Below are 21,590 nucleotides of genomic sequence, written 5' to 3' on the forward strand. Positions count from 1 at the left end.
CTCAACCTCCTTACTTCGCGGCCAGGACCACCACTTCCTGGCGCTCAATCTTGTTCCAAAGGTATCCGCCAGGGTTCCAAACCCCGGTGTCCGGCTGCACGTTCCCCTTCTCGTCCGTGGCCCGCACCGCCAGGACGTAGGTGCCGGGGCGCTCGGGCCGCCAGGTGAACTCGTAGGTGCGGAAGGAGTACTTGCCGTAGTCCGGGCCCAGGAAGGCCTGGTGCCACGTCTGGCCGCCGTCGGTGGAGACCTCCACCTTCACCACCTTACCGTGGCCGCTGAAGGCGATGCCCCGGATCTTGGCGGGAAGCCCGGCGATGAGGGGGTAGGAGCCGTCGGGATCAATGATGAAAGAGCGCACCGGCATCTTGAAGTGACCGATGGACACGGTCTTGACCCGGCCCGCCGCCACGTCCTCGGGGGTGGTGGAGCCGTTGGGGGTGTCGGGGACCCGGTAGGCGGAGGCCATCCAGAAGTTCTTGTCCTCCTCGGTGAGGGCCCGGATCCAGGTCACGTGCTTGAGCCAGTAGGTGGCGAACTTCCCGGGCACCACGAGCCTCAGGGGGAAGCCGTTCAGCATGGGAAGGGGCTCCCCGTTCATGAGGTAGGCCAGGATGACCTCCTCTATGACCGGGTCGTCCAGGTCCAAGGACTTCAGGAAGCGGCCCGAGCCCAGGTTTTCCGGCCCCTTGCCCCGCTCCAGCCCCTCAAACTGGATCTGCACCGTGCCCGGCTTCACCCCGGCGTAGTCCAGGAGGTCTTTGAGCCGTACCCCGGTCCAGAGGGCGTTGCCCATGGCCCCGTTGCCCCACTGGCCGCCCGGGACCCGGGGCTGGAAGCGGCTTCTGGAGTTGCCCGAGCACTGGTTCACGGCAGCGATGGAGACGGGCTTGAACTTGCGGATGAGGTCCTCCAGCGAAAGCTCCACGGGCCGCTCAAAGTTGCCCTCAAGCTTTAGGCGCCACGTGGAGAGGTCTATTTCGTTGGGGATCTCGTCCAGGTGGTAGCGCACGTAGAAGGCCTCGTTGGGGGTGAAGACGGTGCGGAAGTAGTGGCGGGGGGTTTCCAGCTGGATGGGGCGGTCCGTCATGCGGAGCAGGGGGAGCTTCTGGGGGTAGACGGCGTAGGGGTGGACCCCGTTCCAGTAGGGGTTGGCCTTGGGGCCGGTGAAGCTCGGGAGGGCCTCCTCCGCCTGGGCCGAGGTCTGGGCCAGGGCGGGCCTCGAGGCCAGGAGGGCCCCGCCTGCGCCTAGGAGCTTGAGGAGTTGCCGCCGGTTAACCGTTTTTCCCATGGTGTCCTCCCAAAGGGACATCCGTACCTTACCCAAAGGGGCTCCCCGTGTCAAAGGGGGGGTATGGGGGAGGGTTTGGGCCTGGCCAGCGCCCCTCCCCCGCGCCTGCGCCAGGGGTACTTTGGGAGCCGAGGCGGCGTATGATGAAAGGCGTGCTGAAGGGCGAGGGCCCGGGTCCCCTACCCCCCCTCCTCCAGCAGTACGTGGAGCTGAGGGACCGTTACCCCGACTACCTCCTCCTCTTCCAGGTGGGGGACTTCTACGAGTGCTTTGGGGAGGACGCGGAGCGGCTCGCCCGCGCCCTCGGCCTTGTGCTCACCCACAAGACCAGCAAGGACTTCACCACCCCCATGGCGGGGATCCCCATAAGGGCCTTTGACGCCTACGCCGAGAGGCTCCTCAAGATGGGCTTCCGCCTGGCGGTGGCGGACCAGGTGGAGCCCGCCGAGGAGGCGGAAGGCCTGGTGCGGCGGGAGGTGACCCAGCTTCTCACCCCGGGGACCCTCACCCAGGAGGCCCTCCTTCCCCGGGAGGCCAACTACCTGGCCGCCGTCGCCACGGGGGACGGGTGGGGGCTGGCCTTTTTGGACGTCTCCACCGGGGAGTTCAAGGGGACCCTCCTCAAGAGCAAAAGCGCCCTATACGAGGAGCTTTTCCGCCACCGGCCCGCCGAGGTCCTCCTCGCCCCGGAGCTTCGGGAAAACGGGGCCTTCCTGGAGGAGTTCCGCAAGCGCTTTCCCGTGATGCTCTCCGAGGCCCCCTTCGCGCCGGAAGGGGAGGGGCCCTTGGCCCTGAGGCGGGCCCAGGGGGCGCTTCTCGCCTACGCCCGGGCCACCCAGGGGGGGGCCTTGAGCGTGCGGCCCTTCCGCCTCTACGACCCCGGGGCCTTCGTGCGCCTGCCGGAGGCGAGCCTGAAGGCCCTCGAGGTCTTTGAACCCCTAAGGGGGCAGGACACCCTCTTCTCCGTGCTGGACGAGACCAGGACCGCGCCCGGCCGCAGGCTCCTCCAGGCCTGGCTCCGCCACCCCCTCTTGGAGAGGGGCCCCCTGGAGGCGAGGCTTGACCGGGTGGAGCGCTTCGTGCGGGAGGGGGCCCTGAGGGAGGGGGTGCGGCGGCTCCTCTTCCGCCTCGCGGATTTGGAGCGCCTGGCCACCCGGCTTGAGCTCGGCCGGGCGAGCCCCAAAGACCTCGCCGCTCTCCGCCGGAGCCTGGAGATCCTCCCCGAGCTTGGGGGCCTCCTTGGGGAGGAGGTGGGGCTTCCCGACCTCTCCGGCCTTCGGGAGGAGCTCAAGGCGGCCCTGGTGGAGGACCCCCCCCTCAAGGTCTCCGAGGGGGGGCTCATCCGGGAGGGGTACGACCCCGACCTGGACGCCCTGAGGCGGGCCCACGCCGAGGGGGTAGCCTACTTTCTGGACCTCGAGGCCCGGGAGAAGGAGAGGACGGGCATCCCCACCCTCAAGGTGGGGTACAACGCCGTCTTCGGCTACTACCTGGAGGTGACCCGCCCCTACTACGAAGAGGTGCCCAAGGAGTACCGCCCCGTCCAGACCCTCAAGGACCGGCAGCGCTACACCCTGCCGGAGATGAAGGAGCGGGAGCGGGAGCTCTACCGCCTCGAGGCCCTGATCAAGAGGCGGGAGGAGGAGGTCTTCCTGGCCCTCAGGGAGAGGGCGAGGAAGGAGGCGGAGGCCTTGAGGGAGGCGGCGAGGATCCTCGCCGAGCTGGACGTCTTTGCCGCCCTCGCCGAGGTGGCGGTGCGCTACGGCTACACCCGGCCCCGCTTCGGGGAGAGGCTTCGCATAAGGGCGGGCCGCCACCCGGTGGTGGAGCGCCGCGCGGAGTTCGTCCCCAACGACCTGGAGATGGCCCACGAGCTCGTCCTCGTCACCGGGCCCAACATGGCGGGGAAGAGCACCTTCCTGCGCCAGACCGCCCTCATCGCCCTCCTCGCCCAGATCGGGAGCTTCGTGCCCGCGGAGGAGGCCCATCTTCCCCTCTTTGACGGCATCTACACGAGGATCGGGGCTTCCGACGACCTCGCCGGGGGGAAGAGCACCTTCATGGTGGAGATGGAGGAGGTGGCCCTCATCCTCAAGGAGGCCACGGAGAGGAGCCTGGTCCTCCTAGACGAGGTGGGCCGGGGCACGAGCAGCCTGGACGGGGTGGCCATCGCCACCGCCTTGGCCGAGGCCCTGCACGAGCGGCGGTGCTACGCCCTCTTCGCCACCCACTACTTTGAGCTCACCGCCCTCGCCCTGCCCCGGCTCAAGAACCTGCACGTGGCCGCCAAAGAGGAGGCGGGGGGGCTCGTCTTCTACCACCAGGTCCTCCCGGGCCCCGCCTCCAAGAGCTACGGGGTGGAGGTGGCGGCCCTGGCGGGCCTGCCGGAGGGGGTGGTGGCCCGGGCCAAGGCCCTCCTCCAGGCCATGGCCGCGAGGCGGGAGGGCGCCCTGGAAGAGGTCTTGGAGCGCCTCCTCGCCCTAGACCCCGACCGCCTCACCCCCCTCGAGGCCCTGAGGCTCCTCCACGAGCTACGGGCCTTGGCCCTCGGCGCCCCCTTGGGTAGCATGAAGGGGTGATCCGCCCCCTGCCCCCGGAGCTTCGGGGCCTTCTCGCTCGGGGAGAGGTCCTCCTTTCCGTGCGGGACGCCGTGCGGGAGCTTCTGGAAAACGCCCTGGACGCGGGGGCCAGGAGGGTGCGGGTGGAGCTATGGGGCGGAGGGCTGGAAAGGCTCGTGGTGGAGGACGACGGGGAGGGGATTCCCCTGGAAGACCTCCCCCTCGCCGTGGAGCCCTTCTCCACCAGCAAGCTCCAGGACCCCGGGAGGATCCGCACCCTGGGCTTCCGGGGCCAGGCCCTCTACGCCCTGAGGCAGGCGGCCACGCTCAAGATCCGCTCCCGGCCCCGGAAGCAGCTCGGCGGCGGCCTCCTTTGGGTGAAGGGGGAGCGGGTGGAGGTGAAGGAGGGCCCCGCCCCCCCAGGTACCCGGGTGGAGGTCCTGGGCCTCTTCGGGGGCGAGGGGCGGGACCCCAAAGGGGAGGTCCGGGGGGTTTTGGAGCTCCTCAGGCGCTACCTCCTCCACCACCCCTACCTCTCCCTGGCCCTTTTCGTGGAGGGGGAGGCGAGGCTCCTCTTCCCGGGGGCGGGGCTTCTAGAGGCGGCCCGGCTTGCCTTCGGTAGGGTCTTGGCCGAGAGGCTTTTCCCCGTGGAGGCCGAGGCGGGGGAGTGGGCCCTGGTGGGGCTCCTTTCCGGCCCCCAGGTTTCCCGCGCCCGGGAAGACGCCCTCTTCCTTTCGGTGAACGTCCGCCCCGTGGCCTTTCCTCCAGGGCTTCTCAAGGCCGTGCGCCGGGCCTACCGGGAGCTCCTCCCCGAGGGGCATTTCCCCGTAGGGGTCCTAAACCTCAGGCTTCCCCCTTCCGCCTACCGGCTCCGCTTGGATGCCCGCAAGGAGGAGGTTTCCCTGGAGCCCGAGGCGGAGGCCTTCGTGGAGGAAGCCCTTAGGGAGGCCCTGGGCCGGAAAAACCTGGCCCGCCTCCTCCCCGACCCCAAGCCCCTTCTTCCCCTCCCCCCGCCCACCCCTTCCGGCCTTCCCCGGCTCCGCTTCCTCGCCCAGTTCCGGGAGAGCTACCTCCTGGCGGAGGGGGAGGGCACCCTCTACATCGTGGACCAGCACGCCGCCCACGAGCGGGTGCTCTTTGAGGAGCTCAGGCGGCGCCTTCAGGCCGAGGGCCTGGCCCCTCTCCCGTACCCGGTTTTGGTGGAGCTCTCTCCCGGAGAGGCGGAGCGCCTGGGCCAGGGGATGGAGGGGCGGCTCTTCGCCTACGAGCCCTTCGGGCCCCTGAGGGTCCGCCTTCTGGAGGCGCCTCCTTTTCTCCACCCCTACCCCCTTCTGCTTCCCGAGGTCTTCAAGGAGGCCCTGCGGGGCGAGGGAGGGAGCCTTCGGGGGCTTCTCGCCCGGCTCGCCTGCCTGCCCGCCCTCAAGGCGGGTCACCCCTTGGGGCAGGCCCAGGGCCAGGCCCTGCTGGACGCCCTCCTCGCCTGCGAGACCCCCTGGGTCTGCCCCCATGGGAGGCCGGTGCTCTTGGCCCTCACCGAGGAGGACCTCATCCGCCGCTTTGGGCGCCGCTCGGGGGCCCGGGGAGGAGAAGAATCCCGTCCTCGTCGGCTAGGAGAAAGCTTCCCGGAAGCACCCGCGCCCCGAGAACCGTAAGGGGCGCGTCCACCTCTCCCTTGCCCTCCTTGGCGCTTTTTTTGGGGGTGGCGGCCAGGGCCAGGATGCCGATGGGGACCTCCCTGAGTTCCTCCGTGTCCCGCACCGCCCCGTGGACCACCACCCCGGCCCACCCCTTTTCCCAGGCCAGGCGGGCCAGGTTGCCCCCGAGGAGGGCCGTGCGCAAAGAGCCTTTTCCGTCTACGAAGAGGACCTGGCCTTCTCCTCCCTCCTCCAGGACCTTGCGCACCAAGGCGTTGTCCTCAAAGACCTTAAGGGTCCTGACCCGCCCCGCGAAACGGGCCCTGCCGCCAAAGTTTTTGAAGACCATGGGGAGGGCTTCCCCTTCCGGGTAGAGGTCCGAGAGGTCCGTGGTCCTGGTCTCCATGGGGATATAGTAGCCCCCATGGAGGAGGCGCGGCTTCTCGTCACCTGCCCCGACCGCCCCGGTATCGTGGCCGCCGTGAGCGGCTTCCTCTACGCCCACGGGGCCAACATCACCGACCTCCAACAGCACTCCACCGACCCCGAGGGGGGGACCTTCTTCATGCGGGTGGCCTTCACCGCCTCCCACCTGGACCTGGCCCGCCCCGCCCTGGAAAGGGCCTTCCAGGAGGTGGTGGCGGGCCGCTTCCAAATGCGGTGGCGCCTGGCTTACGCCTCCGAGAGGAAGCGCACCGCCATCCTGGTCTCCAAGCCGGCCCACCCCCTCTTGGAGCTCCTTTGGCGCTACCGGGTGGGGGAGCTTCCCATGGAGCTACGCCTCGTGGTCTCCAACCACCCCGACCACGAGGAGGAGGTGGAGCGCTTCGGCGTCCCCTACCACCACGTGCCCGTGGAGAAGGGGCGCAAAGAGGAGGCGGAGGAGAGGATCCTCGCCCTTTTGGAGGAGGAGCAAGTGGAGCTCGTGGTCCTCGCCCGCTACATGCAGGTCCTCTCTCCCGGCTTCGTGGAGCGCTACCCCATGCGCATCCTCAACATCCACCACTCCTTCCTCCCCGCCTTCGCCGGGGCCGACCCCTACCGCCAGGCCTACGAGCGGGGGGTGAAGCTCATCGGGGCCACGGCCCACTACGTCACCGAGGAGCTGGACCAGGGGCCCATCATTGAGCAGGACGTGGTGCGGGTCTCCCACCGGCACTCGGTGCGGGAGATGAAGAGGCTGGGCCAGGAGCTTGAGCGCACCGTGTTGGCCCGGGCGGTGCGCTGGCACCTCGAGGACCGGATCCTCGTCCACGAGAACCGCACCGTGGTCTTCGTCTAATCGCCGCCTAACGGGGCTGGGGTAAGGTAGGGCCAGGAGGTGGCGCATGAACCTAGGCCGTTCCTTCGTGGGGTTTTTGGTGCTCTCGGTGATGGCCGGGGCGGTGCTCTGGTGGGGCCTCTCCCAGGGCCAGACCCCCCGTCCCCAGACCGCCCCGCCCCCTTCGGACGGGGGTCTTCTGGAGTACGAGCGGAACACCGTGGAGATCGTGGAGCGTTATGGGGACGGGGTGGTCTACGTCTCCGTGGTCACCCGGCCGCAAAGCGTCCCGCTCCCTCCAGGGTTTGAGTTCTTCGCCCCCTTCCTGCAGGCCCCTCCCCAGCAAGGCACGGGCTCGGGCTTCGTCATTGACAAGGAAGGGTATATCCTCACCAACTACCACGTGGTGGAGGGGGCGAGCCAGATCACGGTAAAGTTCCACAACGACCCCAAGGAGTACCGGGCCCGCCTGGTGGGCGCGGCTCCTCCCCTGGACGTGGCCCTCCTCAAGGTGGACGCCCCGAAGGAGCGGCTCGTCCCCCTGGTCCTGGGGGACTCGGACCGGATCCGCGTGGGCCAGAAGGCCATCGCCATGGGGAACCCCTTCGGCCTGGAGTTCACCGTGACCCAGGGGATCGTCTCCGCCATCCGGGAGAACCCCGGGGCTATCGGGGACGAGTCGGGCCTGGTGCCCCAGGTGATCCAGACGGACGCCGCCATCAACCCCGGCAACTCCGGGGGGCCCCTCCTCAACTCCCGGGGCGAGGTCATTGGCATCAACACCGCCATCTTCACCCCCACGGGCCAGTTCGGGGCCGCCCAGTTCGCCGGGGTGGGGTTCGCCCTCCCCATCAACCTGGTGAAGCAGTACCTGCCCGCGCTCAAGGCGGGGAAGACCCTGACGGCGGAGGAGATCGCCAAAAGCCGCCCGCGCCTGGGCGTGGCCCTGATCCCCCTCTCCGCCTACCCCGAGCGCCTTCGGGCCCAGTACGGCCTGCCGCAGGACGGCCTTGCCGTGCAGGGGGTGGAGAAGGGAAGCCCGGCCGAACGGGCAGGCCTCAAGCCCCCGAGCCGCTTCGCCTACATCCAGCTTCCCACGGGGGAGGCCCTGCAGGTGGGGGTGGACGGGGACGTCCTCTTGGAGGCGGACGGGGTGCCCCTCACCTCCATCGCCCAGCTCCGGCAGGTCCTCTACGCCAAGAAGCCGGGAGAGGCGGTGGCCCTCAAGGTCTGGCGCCAGGGGAAGACCCTCACCCTCCGGGTCGTGCCCCAGGTGTTGCGCTAGGGGGGAAAGAGCAGGCGGAGGCGCAGGCACCCCTCCTGGGCCCGGAACCAGCGCCCTCCGAGCCTTAGGGCCAGGCCCAGCTCGGAGCAGTAGGCGAGCTCCCGCCTCCGCTCCCCGGCCAGGGCCTGGTTCCAGGGGTAGACCCCGCCGGTGTAGTAGGCTTCGGTCTCGGGATCGGTGTGGGCCCGGAAGTCCTGGAAGCGGAAGAGGGGGCGGAACTCTAGGAGGACGGGCCTTCCCGTCACCGAGTTCACGAACTCCACCCGGGCCTCCTCCCAGGGGAAGAGGGCCAGGAAGGCCCTCTGGCCTCCGCCCTCCACCTCCACCACCCGCACCAGGGAGAGGGCGAGGAGGAGCCAAAGGGCCCAGCGCCTAAGGCGCCGGGCCGAGAGGGTCTTCCCCGGGGTGGCCGCCTTTCCCTCCGGCATCCTTGGCCCGGGGCGGGGCTACTTCAGGGCCCCCACCTCGCGGAAGTAGCGCAGCGCCCCCTCGTGGTAAGGGAGGGCGCCGCCCACGAAGCGCACGGCGTTCTCCAGGGTGGTGTCCTTGGCGGCGGCCACCGCTTGGCGCAGGGCCTGGAGGTTCTCAAAGGTGGCCTTGGTGAGGGCGTAGGCGGCCTCCTCGGGAAGGCTCGCGGGGCAGACGAAGAGGTTCCAGAAGGTGAGGGTGGGGGTGTCGGCGCGGGTCCCGTAGACCGCCTTGGGGATGACCCCGGGCCCGGCGAGCCCGGGGAAGCGCTTCTGGAAGGTCTGGGCCACGGTGCTTTTGGGGTCAATGGGCACCAGGTAGATCCGCTGCCCCTTGCGGGCCAGGGAGGCGGAGAGCTCGGTGACGGCCCCCGTGGGCAGGCCGCCCGACCAGAAGAAGGCGTCCAGGTTGCCCTCGGCGAGGGCGTTGGCGCTCTCCTGGGCCCCCAGGCGCTCCTGCTTGGCGAAGTCCTTGGGGGAAAGCCCCGCCGCCTGGAGGACGAGGAGGGCCTCCACCTCGGTGCCCGAGCCCGGGGCTCCGGTGGAGACCCGCTTGCCCTTGAGGTCCTGCACCACGCGGATCCCTGCGCCCTCCCGGGTGACGAGGTGGAGGTAGTTGGGGTACATGGCGAAGAGGATGCGCACGCTCTTGGCGGGCTTTTCCCGGAAGCGCTCGTGGGCGCCCGTGTAGGCCAGGTAGGCGGAGTCGGGCAGGACGGTGGCGCAGTAGTAGGTGCCGCCCCCGGTGCGGTTTTCCAGGAGGAGGAGGTTGTCAATGGAGGCGGCGGTCTGGATGGCCTGGGCCTCGGCCACCCCCGCCTTGGTCAGGATCTCCGCCAGGGCGGTGCCGTAGTAGAAGTAGACCCCGCCCACCCCGCCCGTGGCGATGACCACCTTGGGCTTTTGGGCGAGGGCGGGGGCCAAGAGGGCCAGGGCCAGGAGAAGGGCTCGCTTCATGTTTCCCCCCTTTTCAGGGCCACCTTAAGCCTTCCGGGTCCTTCCCGTCAACCTCCGGGTGAAGAAGGCCAGGCCCAGGAGGAAGGAGAAGAGGTTCAGAAGGAGGTGGGGGGTGAGGAGGCCGAGGCCCAAAAGCCCCAAAGCCCAGGCCTCCCAGCGCCTAAGGGGCCTCCGCGTGTACCCCACCCCGGAGGCGGAGAAGTAGACGATGCCCGCGGCCACCGCCAGGACGCGCCAGAGGATGAGGGCCCAGGCCTCCCCGGGAGGGGAGTGCTCCAGGACCGGCACCACCAGGAGGGCGGTGCCCGCGTAGGTGAGGAGAAAGAAGAAGCCGATGAGGTACTTGGTCAGGGCCACCCGGGCGGCGTAGACGCCCGTCCTCAAGGGGTCGGTGCCGAAGACGCTGGCCGCCGCGTAGGCCGAGAGGGCCACGGGCGGGGTCACGTCGGCCAGGGTGGCGTAGTAGAAGAGGAACATGTGGGTGGCGAGGACGGCCGCGGACTCGGGGATGCCGTTCTTCTGGGCCAGGGCGATGATGGCCGGGGCGGTGAGGGCCGAGGTGATGACGTAGGTGGCCGTGGGGGGCACCCCCATCCCCAGGATGAGGCTGAAGACGGCGGTGAGGAGGGTGGCGAAGAGGAGGCTCTCCCCCGAGACCTGTTGCAGGAGCTGGCTGAACTTGGAGGTGAGGCCGGAGATGACCAGCATGGCGAAGATGAGGTTGGCCGCGGTCACCGCGATCCCTATGGGCAAGAGGGTGCGGAAGCCCTCCTCGAGGCCCCGCAGGATGGGGGCGAACCCCTTGGGCCTTAAGGTAGGGTCCAGGTAGGCGAGGAGGATGAAGACGAGAAGGGCCAGGCTCGCGGCGGTGCGCACCTCGTAGCCCAGGTAGAGGAGGAGGATGATGAGGAGGATGGGGAGGAAGATGAAGCTGTAGCGCAGGAGGTAGGCCCCCCGGCCCATGCCGAGCGGAGTCTCCACGGGAGGAAGCCCCGCCTTGCGGGCGTAGAACTCGTTGAAGGAAAGCACCGCCGTGAGGTAGAGGAAGGCGGGGACCACGGCCATGGCCGCCACCTTGAGGTAGGGGATCTGAAGGATCTCGGCCATGATGAAGGCGATGCTCCCCAGGACGGGCGGGGTGACGATGGCGATGGTCCCGGCGGTGGCCACGATCCCGGCGGCGATCAGGCGGTCGTAGCCCGCCCGCTCGTAGAGGGGCTTGGTCAGGGCGGCCACGAACTGGGTGTCGGCGGCCCCCGAGCCGGAGAACATCCCCATGAAGACCCCCGCAAGCCCCGTGACCCGCCCCGGGGTGGCGGGGCTTTTGCCCACCAGGGCCAGGGCCAGGTTGGCCACCACCTTGCCCAGGCCCAGGGCGCCGATCATGCCGGAAAGCAGGGTGAAGTAGACCAGGTACTTGGCGGAGACCCCGGTGATGAGGCCGTAGATCCCGGCCTCCGTCTCGTTGAAGGTCTTGCCCAGGAGGAGGTCTATGCCCTGCCTGGTCCCCCTTAAGGCCCCGGGAAAGAGGTCGGCGTAGAGGTTGTAGGTGAAGAAGAGGAGGACCAGCACCGGCATCACCGGCCCCAGGAGGCGGTAGACGAGCCCCAGGACCAGCATGATGAGGCCGAAGGACATGGCCATGTCCCAGGGCTCGGGCAGCACGGCCCGGTAGACTAGCTCCTCAAAGTAGCGGAGCTGGTAGAGGGTGGGGAAGAGGGCGAGGAGGGCGGCGAGGAGGTCGGCGTAGCGCCTGAGCCGGGGCAGGAGGGCGGGGAGGACCGCCACGCCCCAGTAGAGGAGCCCGGTGAGCTTGGCCTCCGGGGGCAGGCTCACCCCGGGGACTTGGGGAAAGAGGAAGTTGTAGAGGGGCACGAGGCTGAAGAGGGCGAAGAGCCAAGCCCCAAAGGTGCGGCGGGCCGGGAGGTAGAGGGCCACCAGGTAGCCGCCCACGAGGAGGAAGAGCACGTGGGTGCTCCGCTGGAGCTGGACGATGTCCAAAAGAGGGATCTCCGCCTTGGCCAAGGGGGTGAAGGGGTGGAGGACGAGGTAGAGGCTGTAGAGGGCCCCCAGAATGAGAACCCAGCGGGCGATCCGGGCGAGGGGGGTCTCGGGAAGGGAGGGGGTTTCCAGGTCCATGGCCGCTCCATAGGGCGGCCGGGGCGCGGCGGTTCCCGGCCCCGGCCGCAGGGCCGTGCTACTTGATGAGCCCCTTCTCCTTGAGGTAGCGCTCCGCCCCGGGGTGGAAGGGGATGGGGAGCTTGCCGTAGAGGCGGGCGGTGGCCTCGAGGCTCGTGTCCTTGGCCGCGGCCACGGCGGTCCTCAGGGTCTGGAGGTTGTCAAACACCGCCTTCACCATGGTGTAGGCCGCCTCCTCGGGGAGGCTTTCCGGGCAGACCACGATGTTGCCCGTGGCCAGGCCGGGCACGTCGGTCCGGGTGTTGTAGACGCTCTTGGGCACCTTGTAGGTGTCCACCAGGCCGGGGAAGCGCTTCAGGACCACCTGGGCCGTGGTGCTCTTGGGGTCTATGGGCACCAGGTAGATCCGGTCCCCCTTGCGGGCCAGGGTCTGGGAGAGCTCCACGATGGAGCTGGTGGGTAGACCCCCCACCCAGAAGAAGGCGTCCAGGGTGCCCTCGGCTAGGGCCTTGGCCCCCTCGGCCACGGGCAGGCGCTCCCGCTTGGCGAAGCTCTCGGGCTTGATCCCCGCCCCCTGAAGGACGAGGAGGGCCAGGTTCTCGGTGCTGGAGCCGGGCTGACCCGTGGAGACCCGTTTGCCCTTTAGGTCCTGCACCAGCTTGATGCCCGTCTTCTCCGAGGTCACCAGGTGGATGAAGGAGGGGTACATGTAGAAGAGCACCCGCTGGCTCTTGGCGGGCTTTTCCTTGAAGCGGGGGTCTTCCCCGGTGTAGGCCACGTAGGCGGAGTCCGTGGTGGTGAGGGCGCAGTAGAAGGTGTTCCCCTGGGGGTTGGTGCGGTCGCGGAGGAGGAGGAGGTTGTCGTAGGACCCCCCGGTCTGCACGGGCTGGGCCTCCACCGCTCCAGCCTTGTTGAGGATGTCGGCCATGGCGGTGCCGTAGTAGAAGAAGACCCCGCCGGTGCTTCCGGTGCCGATGACCACCTTGGGCTTCTGGCCTAGGGCCAGGGCCGTGAGGGACAAGGCCAGCAGGATAAGGCTTTTCCGCATCGCGTTCACCTCCCGCATACTTTTGCGCTTATACCCTACCCTGGTCCTGGGGGCCTGTCAAGGCGGGGGGTGGCCCGGGGCATGACTGAGCGGTCAGTCGTACCATGGGAGGGTGCTGGCCCTGGCCCTCCTTCGGGACCCCCGCTACCGCGCCTACTGGTTGGCCCTCTTCACCTCCCAGATGGGTACCTGGATGCAGTCCGCGGCCCAGGGGTGGTTGGTCCTCCTCCTCACGGGGAGCGCCGAGCGGCTCGGCCTGGTGGTGGCCCTCCAGTTCCTCCCCTCCCTCCTCTTCTCCCTCCCCGCCGGGGTTCTGGCGGACCGCTACCCCAAGCGGAACCTTCTCCTCTTCACCCAGGGGGGGATGATGCTCCTCGCCCTCCTCATGGCCCTCCTCACCCTCACGGGGTGGGTGCGCTACGGGCACGTCCTCCTCTTCGCCTTCCTCTACGGGGCCCTGAACGCCATGGACCAGCCCGTGCGCCAGAGCTTCACCGTGGAACTGGCGGGCCGGGAGCGCTACCCCGGGGCCATCGCCCTGAACTCCTTCGGCTTCAACACGAGCCGCCTCCTGGGACCCGCCCTATCGGGCTTCCTCATCGCCTTCTACGGCGTGGGGGCCGCTTACCTCGCCAACGCCTTTTCCTTCCTTCCCCTCCTCCTCGTCCTCCGCCGCCTCGCCCCGGGGCCTCGAGGGGAGGAGGGGGATGGGCGCTGGTGGCGGGAGGCCCTGGAGGGGGTGGGGTTCGTCCTGGGCCACCCCCTGGTGCGCCGGGTGGTGGGGCTCGTCCTCTTCGCGAGCCTCCTCGGCATGAACTTCCAGACCCTGGTCCCCGCCTACGCCCGGCTCGTCCTCGGGCTTTCCGCCACGGGCTATGGCTTCCTCCTCTCCAGCGTGGGCGTGGGGGCGATCCTCGCCGCCCTGATCATGGCCTTCACCGGGAGGCCGAGGCCCCTAAGGCTCCTCCTCGGGGTCTTCGCCCTGGCCCTGGCCCACCTGGGTCTCTTCTTCGCCCCGGCCCCCGTCGTGCCCCTTTTCCTGGCCCTGGGGGGCTTCGGGATGATCTCCGTTCTCATCAACGCCAACACCCTGGTCCAGCTTGCCGTGCCCGACCGTTTGCGGGGCCGGGTCATGGCGGTCTACAGCCTGGTGATGCTGGGCACGGGACCCTTGGGCGCCTACCTCACCGGTCTCCTCTTTGAGCTCTTTGGTGGGCGGCTTGCCGCCTTCGCCCTGGGGGGCTTGGTCCTCCTGGTGGGCCTTTACCAGCTCAGGCCCTGGCCTACGGACGCCAGTCCTCGGGCCTAGGCTCGAGGCCAAGCCGCCAGGCCACCCCCCTCGCCACCCTCTGCCCCGCCTTCCCGTCCCCGTAGGGGTTCTTGGCCCGCCGCATGCGCTCAAGCTCCTCCGGGTTTTCCAAAAGCCCCTTCACCACCCGGTAGACCCCTTCGGGGTCCGTGCCCGCCAGCTTGAGGATCCCGGCTTTTAGGCCCTCGGGCCTCTCCGTGACGTTCCTCAACACCACCACGGGCACCCCTAAGGCGGCCCCTTCCTCCTGGAGGCCCCCGGAGTCGGTGACGAGGAGGAGGCTTTCCCGCATGAGGGCGGCCATGGGGCCGTACTCCAGGGGGTCCAGAAGGACGAAGTTCCTCACCCCCTTAAGCACCGGGAAGACCGCCTCCCGCACCACGGGGTTCAGGTGCACGGGGTAGACGAAGGTGAGGTGGGGGAAGGCCTCGGCCACCCGCTTGAGGGCCCGGGCGAGCTCGGGGAGAAGGGGCCAGTTCTCCCGGCGGTGCATGGTCACGGTGACGTAGGGCCCTTCGGGAAGCCCCTCGGGAAGCCGCCCGAGCTTGGCGGCGAGGAGCACGGCGTCCACCCCGGTCTGGCCCGTGACCAGGATCCCCTCCTCCCGCTTCCCCTCCTTAAGGAGGTTCTCCTTGGCGAGGGGGGTGGGGGCGAAGTCCAGGTCGGTGAGGACGTCGGTGAGGCGGCGGTTGGCCTCCTCGGGGAAGGGCTCCTTGAGGTTGCCGCTCCTTAGGCCCGCCTCCACGTGGCCCACGGGGATCCCCTCCAGAAAGGCGGCCCAGGCCACGGCGAAGGTGGTGAGGGTGTCCCCGTGGACCAAGACGTAGTCCGCCCCCATCTCCTTGAGGGCCCTGGCCGCCTGGGGGAGGATGCGGGCCGCGAGGTCGGGAAGGGCCTGGCGCTCCTGCATCACGTCCAGGTTCCGGTCCTCCTGGATGCCGAAGAGGGAGAGGGCCTGCCGGAGTTGCTCCCGGTGCTGGCCCGTGAGGAGGACGAGGGGCTTGATGTAGGGCATGGCCTTCAGGGCCAGGTAGACGGGGGCCATCTTGGTGGCCTCGGGCCGGGTGCCGAAGGCGAGGACCACGCGCTTCATTCGCCCCTCCAAAGGGCCCGAAGCCTCCGGTAGGTGACCCAGGCGAGGCCCAGGGAGGTGGCGAGAAGGCTCGCCAGGATGGCCTCCCAGGGCACCCTGAGGTAGACCATGGCGAGGAGGTTGAAGAGGAGGGCCGCCCCCCAGAGGAGGAAGGCCACCCGCCTCTGGGAAAGCCCCCGGGCCAGGAGGCGGTGGTGGATGTGGTCCTTGCCGGGGGTGGCGAGGGGGTTCTGGCCCCTAAGGAGCCTCCGCACCACCACCTGGGTGGTGTCCAGGATGGGGAGGAGGAGGAAGAGGGCCGGGGGGAGGAGGCCCAGGAAGGTGGTGAGCTTGAGGTTGCCGAGGAGGGCGGTGGCGGCCAGGGTGTAGCCCAGGAAGTAGGCCCCGGCGTCCCCCAGGATGATGCGGCTTGGGTGGAGGTTGTGCCGCAGGAAGCCCAAGGAGGCCCCCGCCAGGGCGGAAAGCACCAGGGTGCCCGCCGCCCAAAAGGGGAACTGGGCGGAGACGAAGAGGAGGCTCATGGCGCTGATGAAGGCGATGCCCCCGGCGAGGCCGTCCAGGCCGTCCATGAGGTTTAGGGCGTTGGTGATTCCCACCACCCAGAGCCAGGTGAGGAAAAGCCCCAAGGCCGGGTCCAAGGGGGTGCCGAAGGCGGCCTCAAAGCGCACCCCCACGGCCACGAGGAGGAGGGCGGAGAGGGTCTGGACGAAGAGGCGGAAGAGGGGCGGCAGGCCGAACTGGTCGTCAATGAAGCCCACCAGCACGAGCCAGGCCCCCCCGAGGAGGATGGCCAGGATCTGGATGAGGACCTTCTCCACCAGGATGGGCCTTAGGAAGGCCGCCACCACCAGGGCCAAGACCACCCCGGCGTAGAGGGCAAGCCCCCCGGCGTTGGGGAGGGGCTCCCGGTTGAGGCGCCGTTCGTTGGGCAGGTCGGCCCAGCCCACCTTCAGGGCGAAGCGGCGCACCTGGGGAAGGAAGCGCCAGGTGAAGAAGAGGGCCAGGAGGAAGGCGAAGGCCACGGTGAGCCATCCGGGCCCTAGAGGGTCGGCGATGCCTAGGCGCTTGAGGAGCTCCATCATTTGGTCCCGTAGATCCGGTCCCCGGCGTCGCCAAGCCCGGGGACGATGTAGCCGTGGTCATTGAGGCGCTCGTCTATGGCCGCCACCACCACCTCGGTGTCCGGGTGGTCCTTGGCGATGCGCTCCAGGCCCTCGGGGGCGGCGAGGATGGCCATGAGCTTGACGCCCGTGGCTCCCTTCTCCTTGAGGAGGGAAAGGGCGCGGCTCGCGCTTCCCCCGGTGGCCAGCATGGGGTCCAGGAGGAAGACCCTCCTTTCGGCGATGTCCGGGGGGAGCTTGGCGTAGTACTGCACGGGGCTTAGGGACTCGGGGTCCCGGTAGAGGCCGATGTGCCCCACCCGGGCGTGGGGGACGAGCTTCAGGATGCCCTCCACCATCACGAGTCCCGCCCGGAGGATGGCCACCAGGGCGAGCTTTTTCCCGGAGAGCACCTTGACCCGGGCGGGGGCGATGGGGGTCTCCACCGTGGTTTCGGTGAGCTCCAGGTCCCGCATGGCCTCGTAGGCCATGAGCATGGCGATCTCCTCGGCGAGCTCCCGGAAGTCCTTGGGGCCCGTGCGCTTGTCCCGGAGGTGGGCCAGCTTGTGCTGGACCAGGGGGTGGTCCACCAGGGTGATCCTCATCGGCAAGAGCCTACCACGCTCCCCTTCGGGGGAAGAAGTCCCGGAAGAAGGCGAGGGCCTTGGGGAGCTTTTCCTCCAGGGCCTGGGCAAAGCCCCGGGGTTCCTTGGTGCGGAACCAGTGGAGGTCGTGGAGGTAGGTGAGGGGGACGTAGAAGGCGAGGCGCTCCCGGACCTCCCTGGGGTAGAGGCGGGCCAGGCGGAAGAGGACTTCCCGGGCCCTTTCCTCACCCAGAAGGTCCAGGCTTCCCGTCTTCAGGAGGGCGAGGTCCCTCGCCGGGTCGTCCCCTCCCGCGCGCACCCAGTCCACCAGCAACACCTCCGGGCCTTCCTCCCCCGGGGTCTTCACCAGGAGGTTGCCCGCCCAGGCGTCCCGGTGGCAGAAGCGGCGTTCCGCCCCCACGGCCAGGGCCACCTCCCGCCTTAGGGCCTGGATCAGCCCCAGGGCCTCGGGCTCATCCCGCAGGCTTTCGGCGAAGGTTTCCAGCCGGGCGAGGAGCTCTTCCTCGGAGACGCGTCCCGGCTCCGGCAGGCGGTGGAGGGCGAGGAAGAGGTGGGAGAGGGCGGCGAGGGTTTTGGGGGTGAAGGCCTCGGGGGCGAAGGGCCTCCCGGGGAAGCGGCGGGTGACGAGGACGCCCCCCTCCTCTCCCTGGATCACGGCCAGGACCAGGCCCCCAAAGCCCGCCCGGGCCATACGGCGGGCCTCGAGGCCCGCCAGGTGGGCCTCCTCCTTCCCGTAGACCTTGTAGACCCGTTCCCCGTCGGTGTAGACCCGGGCTTCAAACCCTCCCAGAGGGGTCAGGCGGGCGAAGCCTTCGGGGGGAAGGAGGCCCTTTAGGGCGGCCACGGCCACGGGGCTTATTCTAGCCCTATGGAGCTCCTCCGGCCCGAGGCCACGGTCCTCTCCCTGGGGGACCGGGTGCTTTCCTTTGACCGGGAGGGGAGGCTCTACCACTACTTCCGCGAGGGGGAGACCTTCAAGCGCGCCCTGGATGGGAGCCTCCACCTCCGCTACCGGGAAGGGGAGCGGAGGCGGAAAAGGCTTGCCCCCGAGGAGGCCCTTGGGGTCTACCGGGAGGTCCTGGCCCTGGCCGAGGCCCATCTGCGGGACGAAAGGAGGCGGGAGGAGGTGCTCCGCTGGACCCCGGAAGGCCTCCTGGACCCCACGCCCTACCGCAGGGCCTACGCCTGGCCCATAAGCATCCTTCCCCCCGACGCCTACCTCTCCGTGGTCCTCCAGGCCACCACGGGGTGCACCTGGAACCGTTGCGCCTTCTGCAGCTTCTACCAGGACCGCCCCTTCCAGAAGCGAGGCCCAGAGGCCTTCCGGGAGCACATCCAGGCCGTCTTGGCCCTGCTTGGGCGGGGCAGGCTTCTCCGGCGCGGGGTCTTCCTCGCGGACGGGAACGCCCTCGCCCTCTCCGAGCCCCTTCTTCCCTTCCTGGAGCTCGTGCGGGCCCACTTCCCCGGGGAGCCCGTGATGGGGTTTTTGGACCTCTTCACCGGCCTGAAGAAAGCCCCTTCCTGGTGGGAAAGGCTTGGGGATCTGGGCTTGGGGCGGGTCTACCTCGGTCTGGAGACGGGGCACGCCCCCCTCCTCGCCCTCCTCCAGAAGCCCGGCCATCCCAAGGAGGCCCTTCCTTTGGTGCGGACCTTGAAGAGAGCCGGGCTTTCCGTGGGGGTGATCCTTATGGTGGGTGTGGGGGGGAGGCCCTTCCGAGAGGCCCACTTCCGGGAAAGCCTCGCCCTTCTCTCCGAGCTTCCCTTGGGGCCGGAGGACCTGGTCTACCTTTCCCCCTTCCAGGAAGACCCCCACACCCCTTACGCCCGCCTGGGCCTTCCGCCCTTGGAGGACCTCGAGGAGGAGCTTAAGGCCTGGGTGCGGGCCCTCCGGGCCCTGGGTCTGAAGGCGGGCCGGTACGACATCCGGGAGTTCCTTTACTGAGCGCCTCGCCGCCCCAGTGGGGTATACTCAGGCCATGAGCGCGTCTTCCGAGCGCGAACTCTACGAGGCCTGGGTGGAGCTCCTCTCCTGGATGCGGGAGTACGCCCAAGCGAAGGGCGTGCGCTTTGAGAAGGAGGCGGACTTCCCCGACTTCATCTACCGGATGAGGCGCCCCTACGACCTCCCCACCACCATCATGACCGCCTCCCTCTCCGACGGGCTCGGGGAGCCCTTCCTCCTCGCCGACGTCTCCCCGAGGCACGCCAAGCTCAAGCGGATCGGCCTCCGCCTTCCTAGGGCCCACATCCACCTCCACGCCCACTACGAGCCGGGAAAGGGCCTGGTGACGGGGAGGATCCCCCTCACCAAGGAGCGCTTCTTCGCCCTGGCGGACCGGGCGCGGGAGGCCTTGGCCTTCGCCTAGCCCTCCAGGGCCTCCCAAAGCGCCAGGACCACCCGGTGGAGGAGGGGAAAGGCCTTGGGGGTGGGTTTGAGGCGCTTTCCCTCCACCGCGAGGAGCCCTTCCGCCGCAAGCTCCCGGACCTTTTCCTGAAGGAGAGGCCAGAGGGAAAGCCCCGTTTTCGCCTCCAGCCCGGCCACGTCCACCCCTTCCCGGAGCCTTAGGCCCAGCATGAGGGCCTCCTTGGCGTGCTCCAGGGGGGAGAGGGCCTCCTCCTTGGGGGGCTCGCCCAGGAGCCAGCGGGGAAGGGGCGGGCTCGTGCGCCTCAGGGCGTAGAAGGCCCCTCTCCCCGGGTACTGCCCGGTGGCCGCGGGGCCCAGGGCGAGCCAGAAACCCGCCCGCCAGTAGACCAGGTTGTGCCGGGCCTCTTCCCCTTCCCGGGCGAAGTTGGAGACCTCGTAGCGGAAAAGCCCCGCCTCTCCCAGAAGCGCCTCCGCCCGCTCCATGGCCCAGGCCTCCCGCTCGGGGTCCTCCTTTAAGCCCAGGAGGGCGAAGGGGGTACCCTTTTCCACCTGCAGGGTGTAGGCGGAAACGTGGCCCACGCCCAAGGAGGCCGCCTCCTTCAGGTCCCGTTCCACGTCCTGCATGGGGAGGCCCAGGATGAGGTCAAGGGAAACGCGAAAGCCCGTCTCCAGGGTCATCTCCACCGCCCTCAGCGCCCCCTTCCTCCCGTGGGCCCGCCCGAGAAACTTCAGGACCGGCTCCTGGAAGCTCTGCACCCCCAGGGAGAGGCGGTTCACCCCGAGGTCCTTGAGGAGCCGGAGGCGGCCTGGGGAGAGGGTTCCGGGGTTGGCCTCGAGGGTCACCTCCGCCCCCTCGGCGAGCCGCCAGGGGAGGCTCTGGAAGAGGGCCACGAGCTCCCGGTCCCTTAGGTAGCTCGGGGTCCCCCCGCCCAGGTAGAGGGTGTCTAGGGCTTCGGGGAAGCGCGCGTGGAGGGCCTGGGCCTCTTCCCCAAGGCGCCTTAAGTAGGCCTCCACCCACCCCGGCCCCCGCCGGACCACGTGGAAGTCGCAGTAGGGGCACAGGGTGGGGCAGAAGGGGACGTGGACGTAGAGGCTAGCCAACCCTTTCAGTCTACAAAGAGGAGGCGGAAATCGTTGAGGTTGGTCCCCGTGGGGCCAGTGATGAGGAGGGTTCCCGCCTCCTGGAAGAAGCCGAGGCTGTCGTTTTCTTCCAGGAAGGGCCTGGGGTCCAGGCCCTTTTCCCACACCGCCGGGGTGAGGAGGGCGCCCGCGGCCCCGCTAGGGCCGTCCAGGCCGTCGGAGTCGGCGGCGAGGGCGTGGAGGGGGGCCTGGAGGTGGGCGTAGAGGGCGAGCAAAAACTCCAGGTTCCTGCCCCCCTTTCCCCGCCCCACCACCCGCACCTGGGCCTCCCCCCCGGAGAGGAGGAAGAGGGGCTTTCTGAAGGGCATCCCGTGGGTCCGGATGGCCTCTAGGAGTTCGGCGTGGAAGCGGGCGAGGGCTCTTGCCTCCCCCCCGAAGCGGTCGGAAAGGATGGCCGCCCGGAAGCCTTGGACCCGCAAGAACCTTTGCGCCGCCCGCAGGAGGTGGAGGTTCGTCCCCACGAGGCGCCAGGCGAGGCGCCTTAAGGCGGGGTCTTGGGGCTTCAGGGTCTCGGGGAGGCGGCCTTCCGCCCCTTCCCTGAGGACGGCCCGGGCCTCGGGGAAGGCGAGGCCAAAGCGGTCCAGCACGGCCAGGGCCCCGGCGTAGGTGGTGGGGTCCGGGTGGAAGGGCCCCGAGGCGATGACCGAGGGGTCGTCCCCCGGCACGTCGGAGAGGAGGAGGACGTGGACCTTCGCCCTCGTGGCGAGGAGGGCCCTACCTCCCTTGATGCGGGAGAGGTGCTTGCGCACGGCGTTCACCTCGTGGATGCTCGCCCCGCTCTTGAGGAGGGCCTCGGTGAGGGCCCGCTTCTTCTCTAGGGGAATCCCCAGGGGGGCGCACCAGAGGGCGCTTCCCCCGCCCGAGAGGAGGGCGAGGACCCTCGCCCTCGAGGAAAGCCCTTGCAGAAGGGCGAGGACCTCCTCGGCCGCCCTTAGGCTTTCCCCGTCGGGAAGGGGGTGGCCCGCAAAGCGGGCCCTTAGGCCTGGGGCCTTTTGCCCCCTGGGCAGGGTGAGGTGGTAGGCCACCTCCCCGTAGCGCTCCAGGGCGGCCCGGAGCATGGGGTAGGCGGCCTTCCCCACCGCCAGAACGAGGTCGGGCCGCCAAGGGGGGAGGTGCCTTGCCGTGAGGCGGTAGGGGTCCGTGGCCTTCAGGGCCTCGAGGAAGGCTTCCCTCAGGAGGGCTTCCACGCCAGGTCCGTCCGGTCAAAGTCCTGGCCCTTGTAGAGGAGGGGTTCCCCCTCTACCCGGGCTAAGGCGTAGCTCAGGCAGTCCCCAAGGTTTAGGCGGGCAGGATGACGGTAGCGGGCGTAGGCTCATAGGGTTTGCCGGTGGTGCATGC

19 protein-coding genes and 1 pseudogene are annotated in these 21,590 nt (G+C 69.4%); 7 read left to right on the forward strand and 13 right to left on the reverse strand.

The window, feature by feature from the left end; translation table 11 throughout:
* Window positions 1–10: 10 nt before the first annotated feature.
* Window positions 11–1,291 carry a molybdopterin-dependent oxidoreductase gene (locus ABJK26_RS08945; protein WP_347241939.1) on the reverse strand — a complete coding sequence of 427 codons (1,281 nt, stop codon included), beginning with the start codon at window positions 1,289–1,291 and terminating at the stop codon, window positions 11–13.
* 143 nt (window positions 1,292–1,434) lie between these two features.
* Here ABJK26_RS08945 and mutS point away from each other — a divergent pair, with 143 nt between their 5' ends.
* The gene (mutS, locus tag ABJK26_RS08950) at window positions 1,435–3,870 is read left to right on the forward strand and encodes a DNA mismatch repair protein MutS (protein ID WP_347241940.1); all 2,436 of its coding nucleotides are present in this window, start codon (window positions 1,435–1,437) and stop codon (window positions 3,868–3,870) included.
* Window positions 3,867–5,501, forward strand: coding sequence for a DNA mismatch repair endonuclease MutL (mutL, locus tag ABJK26_RS08955; protein ID WP_347241941.1), 1,635 nt, complete (start codon window positions 3,867–3,869; stop codon window positions 5,499–5,501). The genes mutS and mutL overlap by 4 nt, the downstream gene beginning before the upstream one ends.
* On the opposite strand, the gene rraA is transcribed toward mutL, so the two are convergent.
* Window positions 5,395–5,889, reverse strand: a complete 495-nt coding sequence (rraA, locus tag ABJK26_RS08960) for a ribonuclease E activity regulator RraA (protein WP_347241942.1) — start codon at window positions 5,887–5,889, stop codon at window positions 5,395–5,397. The genes mutL and rraA overlap by 107 nt on opposite strands.
* Before the next feature lie 18 nt (window positions 5,890–5,907).
* Here rraA and purU point away from each other — a divergent pair, with 18 nt between their 5' ends.
* Both purU and ABJK26_RS08970 read left to right on the forward strand, forming a co-directional pair.
* Window positions 5,908–6,765: a formyltetrahydrofolate deformylase gene (gene purU, locus ABJK26_RS08965; protein ID WP_347241943.1), complete on the forward strand. Its 858-nt coding sequence runs from the start codon at window positions 5,908–5,910 to the stop codon at window positions 6,763–6,765.
* Window positions 6,766–6,811: 46 nt separating this feature from the next.
* The gene (locus ABJK26_RS08970) at window positions 6,812–8,029 is read left to right on the forward strand and encodes a trypsin-like peptidase domain-containing protein (RefSeq protein ID WP_347241944.1); all 1,218 of its coding nucleotides are present in this window, start codon (window positions 6,812–6,814) and stop codon (window positions 8,027–8,029) included.
* Here ABJK26_RS08970 and ABJK26_RS08975 read toward each other — a convergent pair.
* The 4 genes from ABJK26_RS08975 to ABJK26_RS08990 are packed head-to-tail and all read right to left on the reverse strand — an operon-like array spanning window position 8,026 to window position 12,640.
* Window positions 8,026–8,457: a hypothetical protein gene (locus tag ABJK26_RS08975; protein WP_347241945.1), complete on the reverse strand. Its 432-nt coding sequence runs from the start codon at window positions 8,455–8,457 to the stop codon at window positions 8,026–8,028. The genes ABJK26_RS08970 and ABJK26_RS08975 overlap by 4 nt on opposite strands.
* An 18-nt stretch (window positions 8,458–8,475) precedes the next feature.
* Entirely contained in the window at window positions 8,476–9,453 is a 978-nt protein-coding gene (locus tag ABJK26_RS08980; protein WP_347241946.1) for a TAXI family TRAP transporter solute-binding subunit, read from the reverse strand.
* A 24-nt stretch (window positions 9,454–9,477) separates the two neighbouring features.
* Window positions 9,478–11,592: a TRAP transporter fused permease subunit gene (locus ABJK26_RS08985; RefSeq protein WP_347241947.1), complete on the reverse strand. Its 2,115-nt coding sequence runs from the start codon at window positions 11,590–11,592 to the stop codon at window positions 9,478–9,480.
* A gap of 58 nt (window positions 11,593–11,650) precedes the next feature.
* Entirely contained in the window at window positions 11,651–12,640 is a 990-nt protein-coding gene (locus tag ABJK26_RS08990; protein WP_347241971.1) for a TAXI family TRAP transporter solute-binding subunit, read from the reverse strand.
* Between the two features lie 112 nt (window positions 12,641–12,752).
* Here ABJK26_RS08990 and ABJK26_RS08995 point away from each other — a divergent pair, with 112 nt between their 5' ends.
* A complete protein-coding gene (locus tag ABJK26_RS08995) occupies window positions 12,753–13,949 on the forward strand; it encodes an MFS transporter (protein WP_347241948.1) in 1,197 nt (398 codons plus the stop codon).
* Here ABJK26_RS08995 and wecB read toward each other — a convergent pair.
* From wecB to ABJK26_RS09015, 4 genes are read right to left on the reverse strand one after another with little or no spacing between them, the layout of a single operon-like run.
* Entirely contained in the window at window positions 13,924–15,042 is a 1,119-nt protein-coding gene (gene wecB / locus ABJK26_RS09000) for a UDP-N-acetylglucosamine 2-epimerase (non-hydrolyzing) (protein ID WP_347241949.1), read from the reverse strand. The genes ABJK26_RS08995 and wecB overlap by 26 nt on opposite strands.
* Window positions 15,039–16,124, reverse strand: a complete 1,086-nt coding sequence (locus ABJK26_RS09005; RefSeq protein ID WP_347241950.1) for an MraY family glycosyltransferase — start codon at window positions 16,122–16,124, stop codon at window positions 15,039–15,041. The genes wecB and ABJK26_RS09005 overlap by 4 nt, the downstream gene beginning before the upstream one ends.
* Window positions 16,121–16,747, reverse strand: a complete 627-nt coding sequence (gene upp, locus ABJK26_RS09010) for a uracil phosphoribosyltransferase (RefSeq protein ID WP_347241951.1) — start codon at window positions 16,745–16,747, stop codon at window positions 16,121–16,123. Before upp ends, ABJK26_RS09005 begins: the two co-directional genes overlap by 4 nt.
* Window positions 16,748–16,757: 10 nt before the next feature.
* Window positions 16,758–17,597, reverse strand: coding sequence for a phosphotransferase (locus ABJK26_RS09015; protein WP_347241952.1), 840 nt, complete (start codon window positions 17,595–17,597; stop codon window positions 16,758–16,760).
* An 18-nt stretch (window positions 17,598–17,615) separates the two neighbouring features.
* Between ABJK26_RS09015 and ABJK26_RS09020 the strand changes: the two genes are divergently transcribed.
* Together ABJK26_RS09020 and ABJK26_RS09025 are read left to right on the forward strand one after the other, a co-directional pair.
* The gene (locus ABJK26_RS09020; RefSeq protein WP_347241953.1) at window positions 17,616–18,689 is read left to right on the forward strand and encodes a radical SAM protein; all 1,074 of its coding nucleotides are present in this window, start codon (window positions 17,616–17,618) and stop codon (window positions 18,687–18,689) included.
* A 34-nt stretch (window positions 18,690–18,723) separates the two neighbouring features.
* A complete protein-coding gene (locus ABJK26_RS09025; RefSeq protein WP_347241954.1) occupies window positions 18,724–19,113 on the forward strand; it encodes an NADH-quinone oxidoreductase subunit 15 in 390 nt (129 codons plus the stop codon).
* Here ABJK26_RS09025 and hemW read toward each other — a convergent pair.
* From hemW to ABJK26_RS09040, 3 genes and pseudogenes are all read right to left on the reverse strand, one after another.
* A complete protein-coding gene (gene hemW / locus ABJK26_RS09030; protein WP_347241955.1) occupies window positions 19,110–20,213 on the reverse strand; it encodes a radical SAM family heme chaperone HemW in 1,104 nt (367 codons plus the stop codon). The genes ABJK26_RS09025 and hemW overlap by 4 nt on opposite strands.
* 5 nt (window positions 20,214–20,218) lie before the next feature.
* Window positions 20,219–21,439, reverse strand: coding sequence for a glycerate kinase (locus ABJK26_RS09035; RefSeq protein ID WP_347241956.1), 1,221 nt, complete (start codon window positions 21,437–21,439; stop codon window positions 20,219–20,221).
* Window positions 21,424–21,585: pseudogene (locus tag ABJK26_RS09040) on the reverse strand (type II toxin-antitoxin system VapC family toxin); the annotation flags it as partial. The gene ABJK26_RS09035 and the pseudogene ABJK26_RS09040, both read right to left, overlap by 16 nt.
* Between the last annotated feature and the right edge of the window lie 5 nt (window positions 21,586–21,590).

The organism is Thermus sp., assembly GCF_039793865.1.
In the GTDB taxonomy this organism is placed as follows: Bacteria; Deinococcota; Deinococci; order Deinococcales; family Thermaceae; genus Thermus.

What these genes read in the sequence shown, in the direction of transcription:
- ABJK26_RS08945 (WP_347241939.1), bottom strand. Translation starts at nt 1,291, where the DNA reads ATGGGAAAAACGGTTAACCGGCGGCAACTCCTCAAGCTCCTAGGCGCA.
- mutS (WP_347241940.1), top strand. Translation starts at nt 1,435, where the DNA reads ATGAAAGGCGTGCTGAAGGGCGAGGGCCCGGGTCCCCTACCCCCCCTC.
- rraA (WP_347241942.1), bottom strand. Translation starts at nt 5,889, where the DNA reads ATGGAGACCAGGACCACGGACCTCTCGGACCTCTACCCGGAAGGGGAA.
- purU (WP_347241943.1), top strand. Translation starts at nt 5,908, where the DNA reads ATGGAGGAGGCGCGGCTTCTCGTCACCTGCCCCGACCGCCCCGGTATC.
- ABJK26_RS08970 (WP_347241944.1), top strand. Translation starts at nt 6,812, where the DNA reads ATGAACCTAGGCCGTTCCTTCGTGGGGTTTTTGGTGCTCTCGGTGATG.
- ABJK26_RS08975 (WP_347241945.1), bottom strand. Translation starts at nt 8,457, where the DNA reads ATGCCGGAGGGAAAGGCGGCCACCCCGGGGAAGACCCTCTCGGCCCGG.
- ABJK26_RS08980 (WP_347241946.1), bottom strand. Translation starts at nt 9,453, where the DNA reads ATGAAGCGAGCCCTTCTCCTGGCCCTGGCCCTCTTGGCCCCCGCCCTC.
- ABJK26_RS08985 (WP_347241947.1), bottom strand. Translation starts at nt 11,592, where the DNA reads ATGGACCTGGAAACCCCCTCCCTTCCCGAGACCCCCCTCGCCCGGATC.
- ABJK26_RS08990 (WP_347241971.1), bottom strand. Translation starts at nt 12,640, where the DNA reads ATGCGGAAAAGCCTTATCCTGCTGGCCTTGTCCCTCACGGCCCTGGCC.
- wecB (WP_347241949.1), bottom strand. Translation starts at nt 15,042, where the DNA reads ATGAAGCGCGTGGTCCTCGCCTTCGGCACCCGGCCCGAGGCCACCAAG.
- ABJK26_RS09005 (WP_347241950.1), bottom strand. Translation starts at nt 16,124, where the DNA reads ATGATGGAGCTCCTCAAGCGCCTAGGCATCGCCGACCCTCTAGGGCCC.
- upp (WP_347241951.1), bottom strand. Translation starts at nt 16,747, where the DNA reads ATGAGGATCACCCTGGTGGACCACCCCCTGGTCCAGCACAAGCTGGCC.
- ABJK26_RS09020 (WP_347241953.1), top strand. Translation starts at nt 17,616, where the DNA reads ATGGAGCTCCTCCGGCCCGAGGCCACGGTCCTCTCCCTGGGGGACCGG.
- ABJK26_RS09025 (WP_347241954.1), top strand. Translation starts at nt 18,724, where the DNA reads ATGAGCGCGTCTTCCGAGCGCGAACTCTACGAGGCCTGGGTGGAGCTC.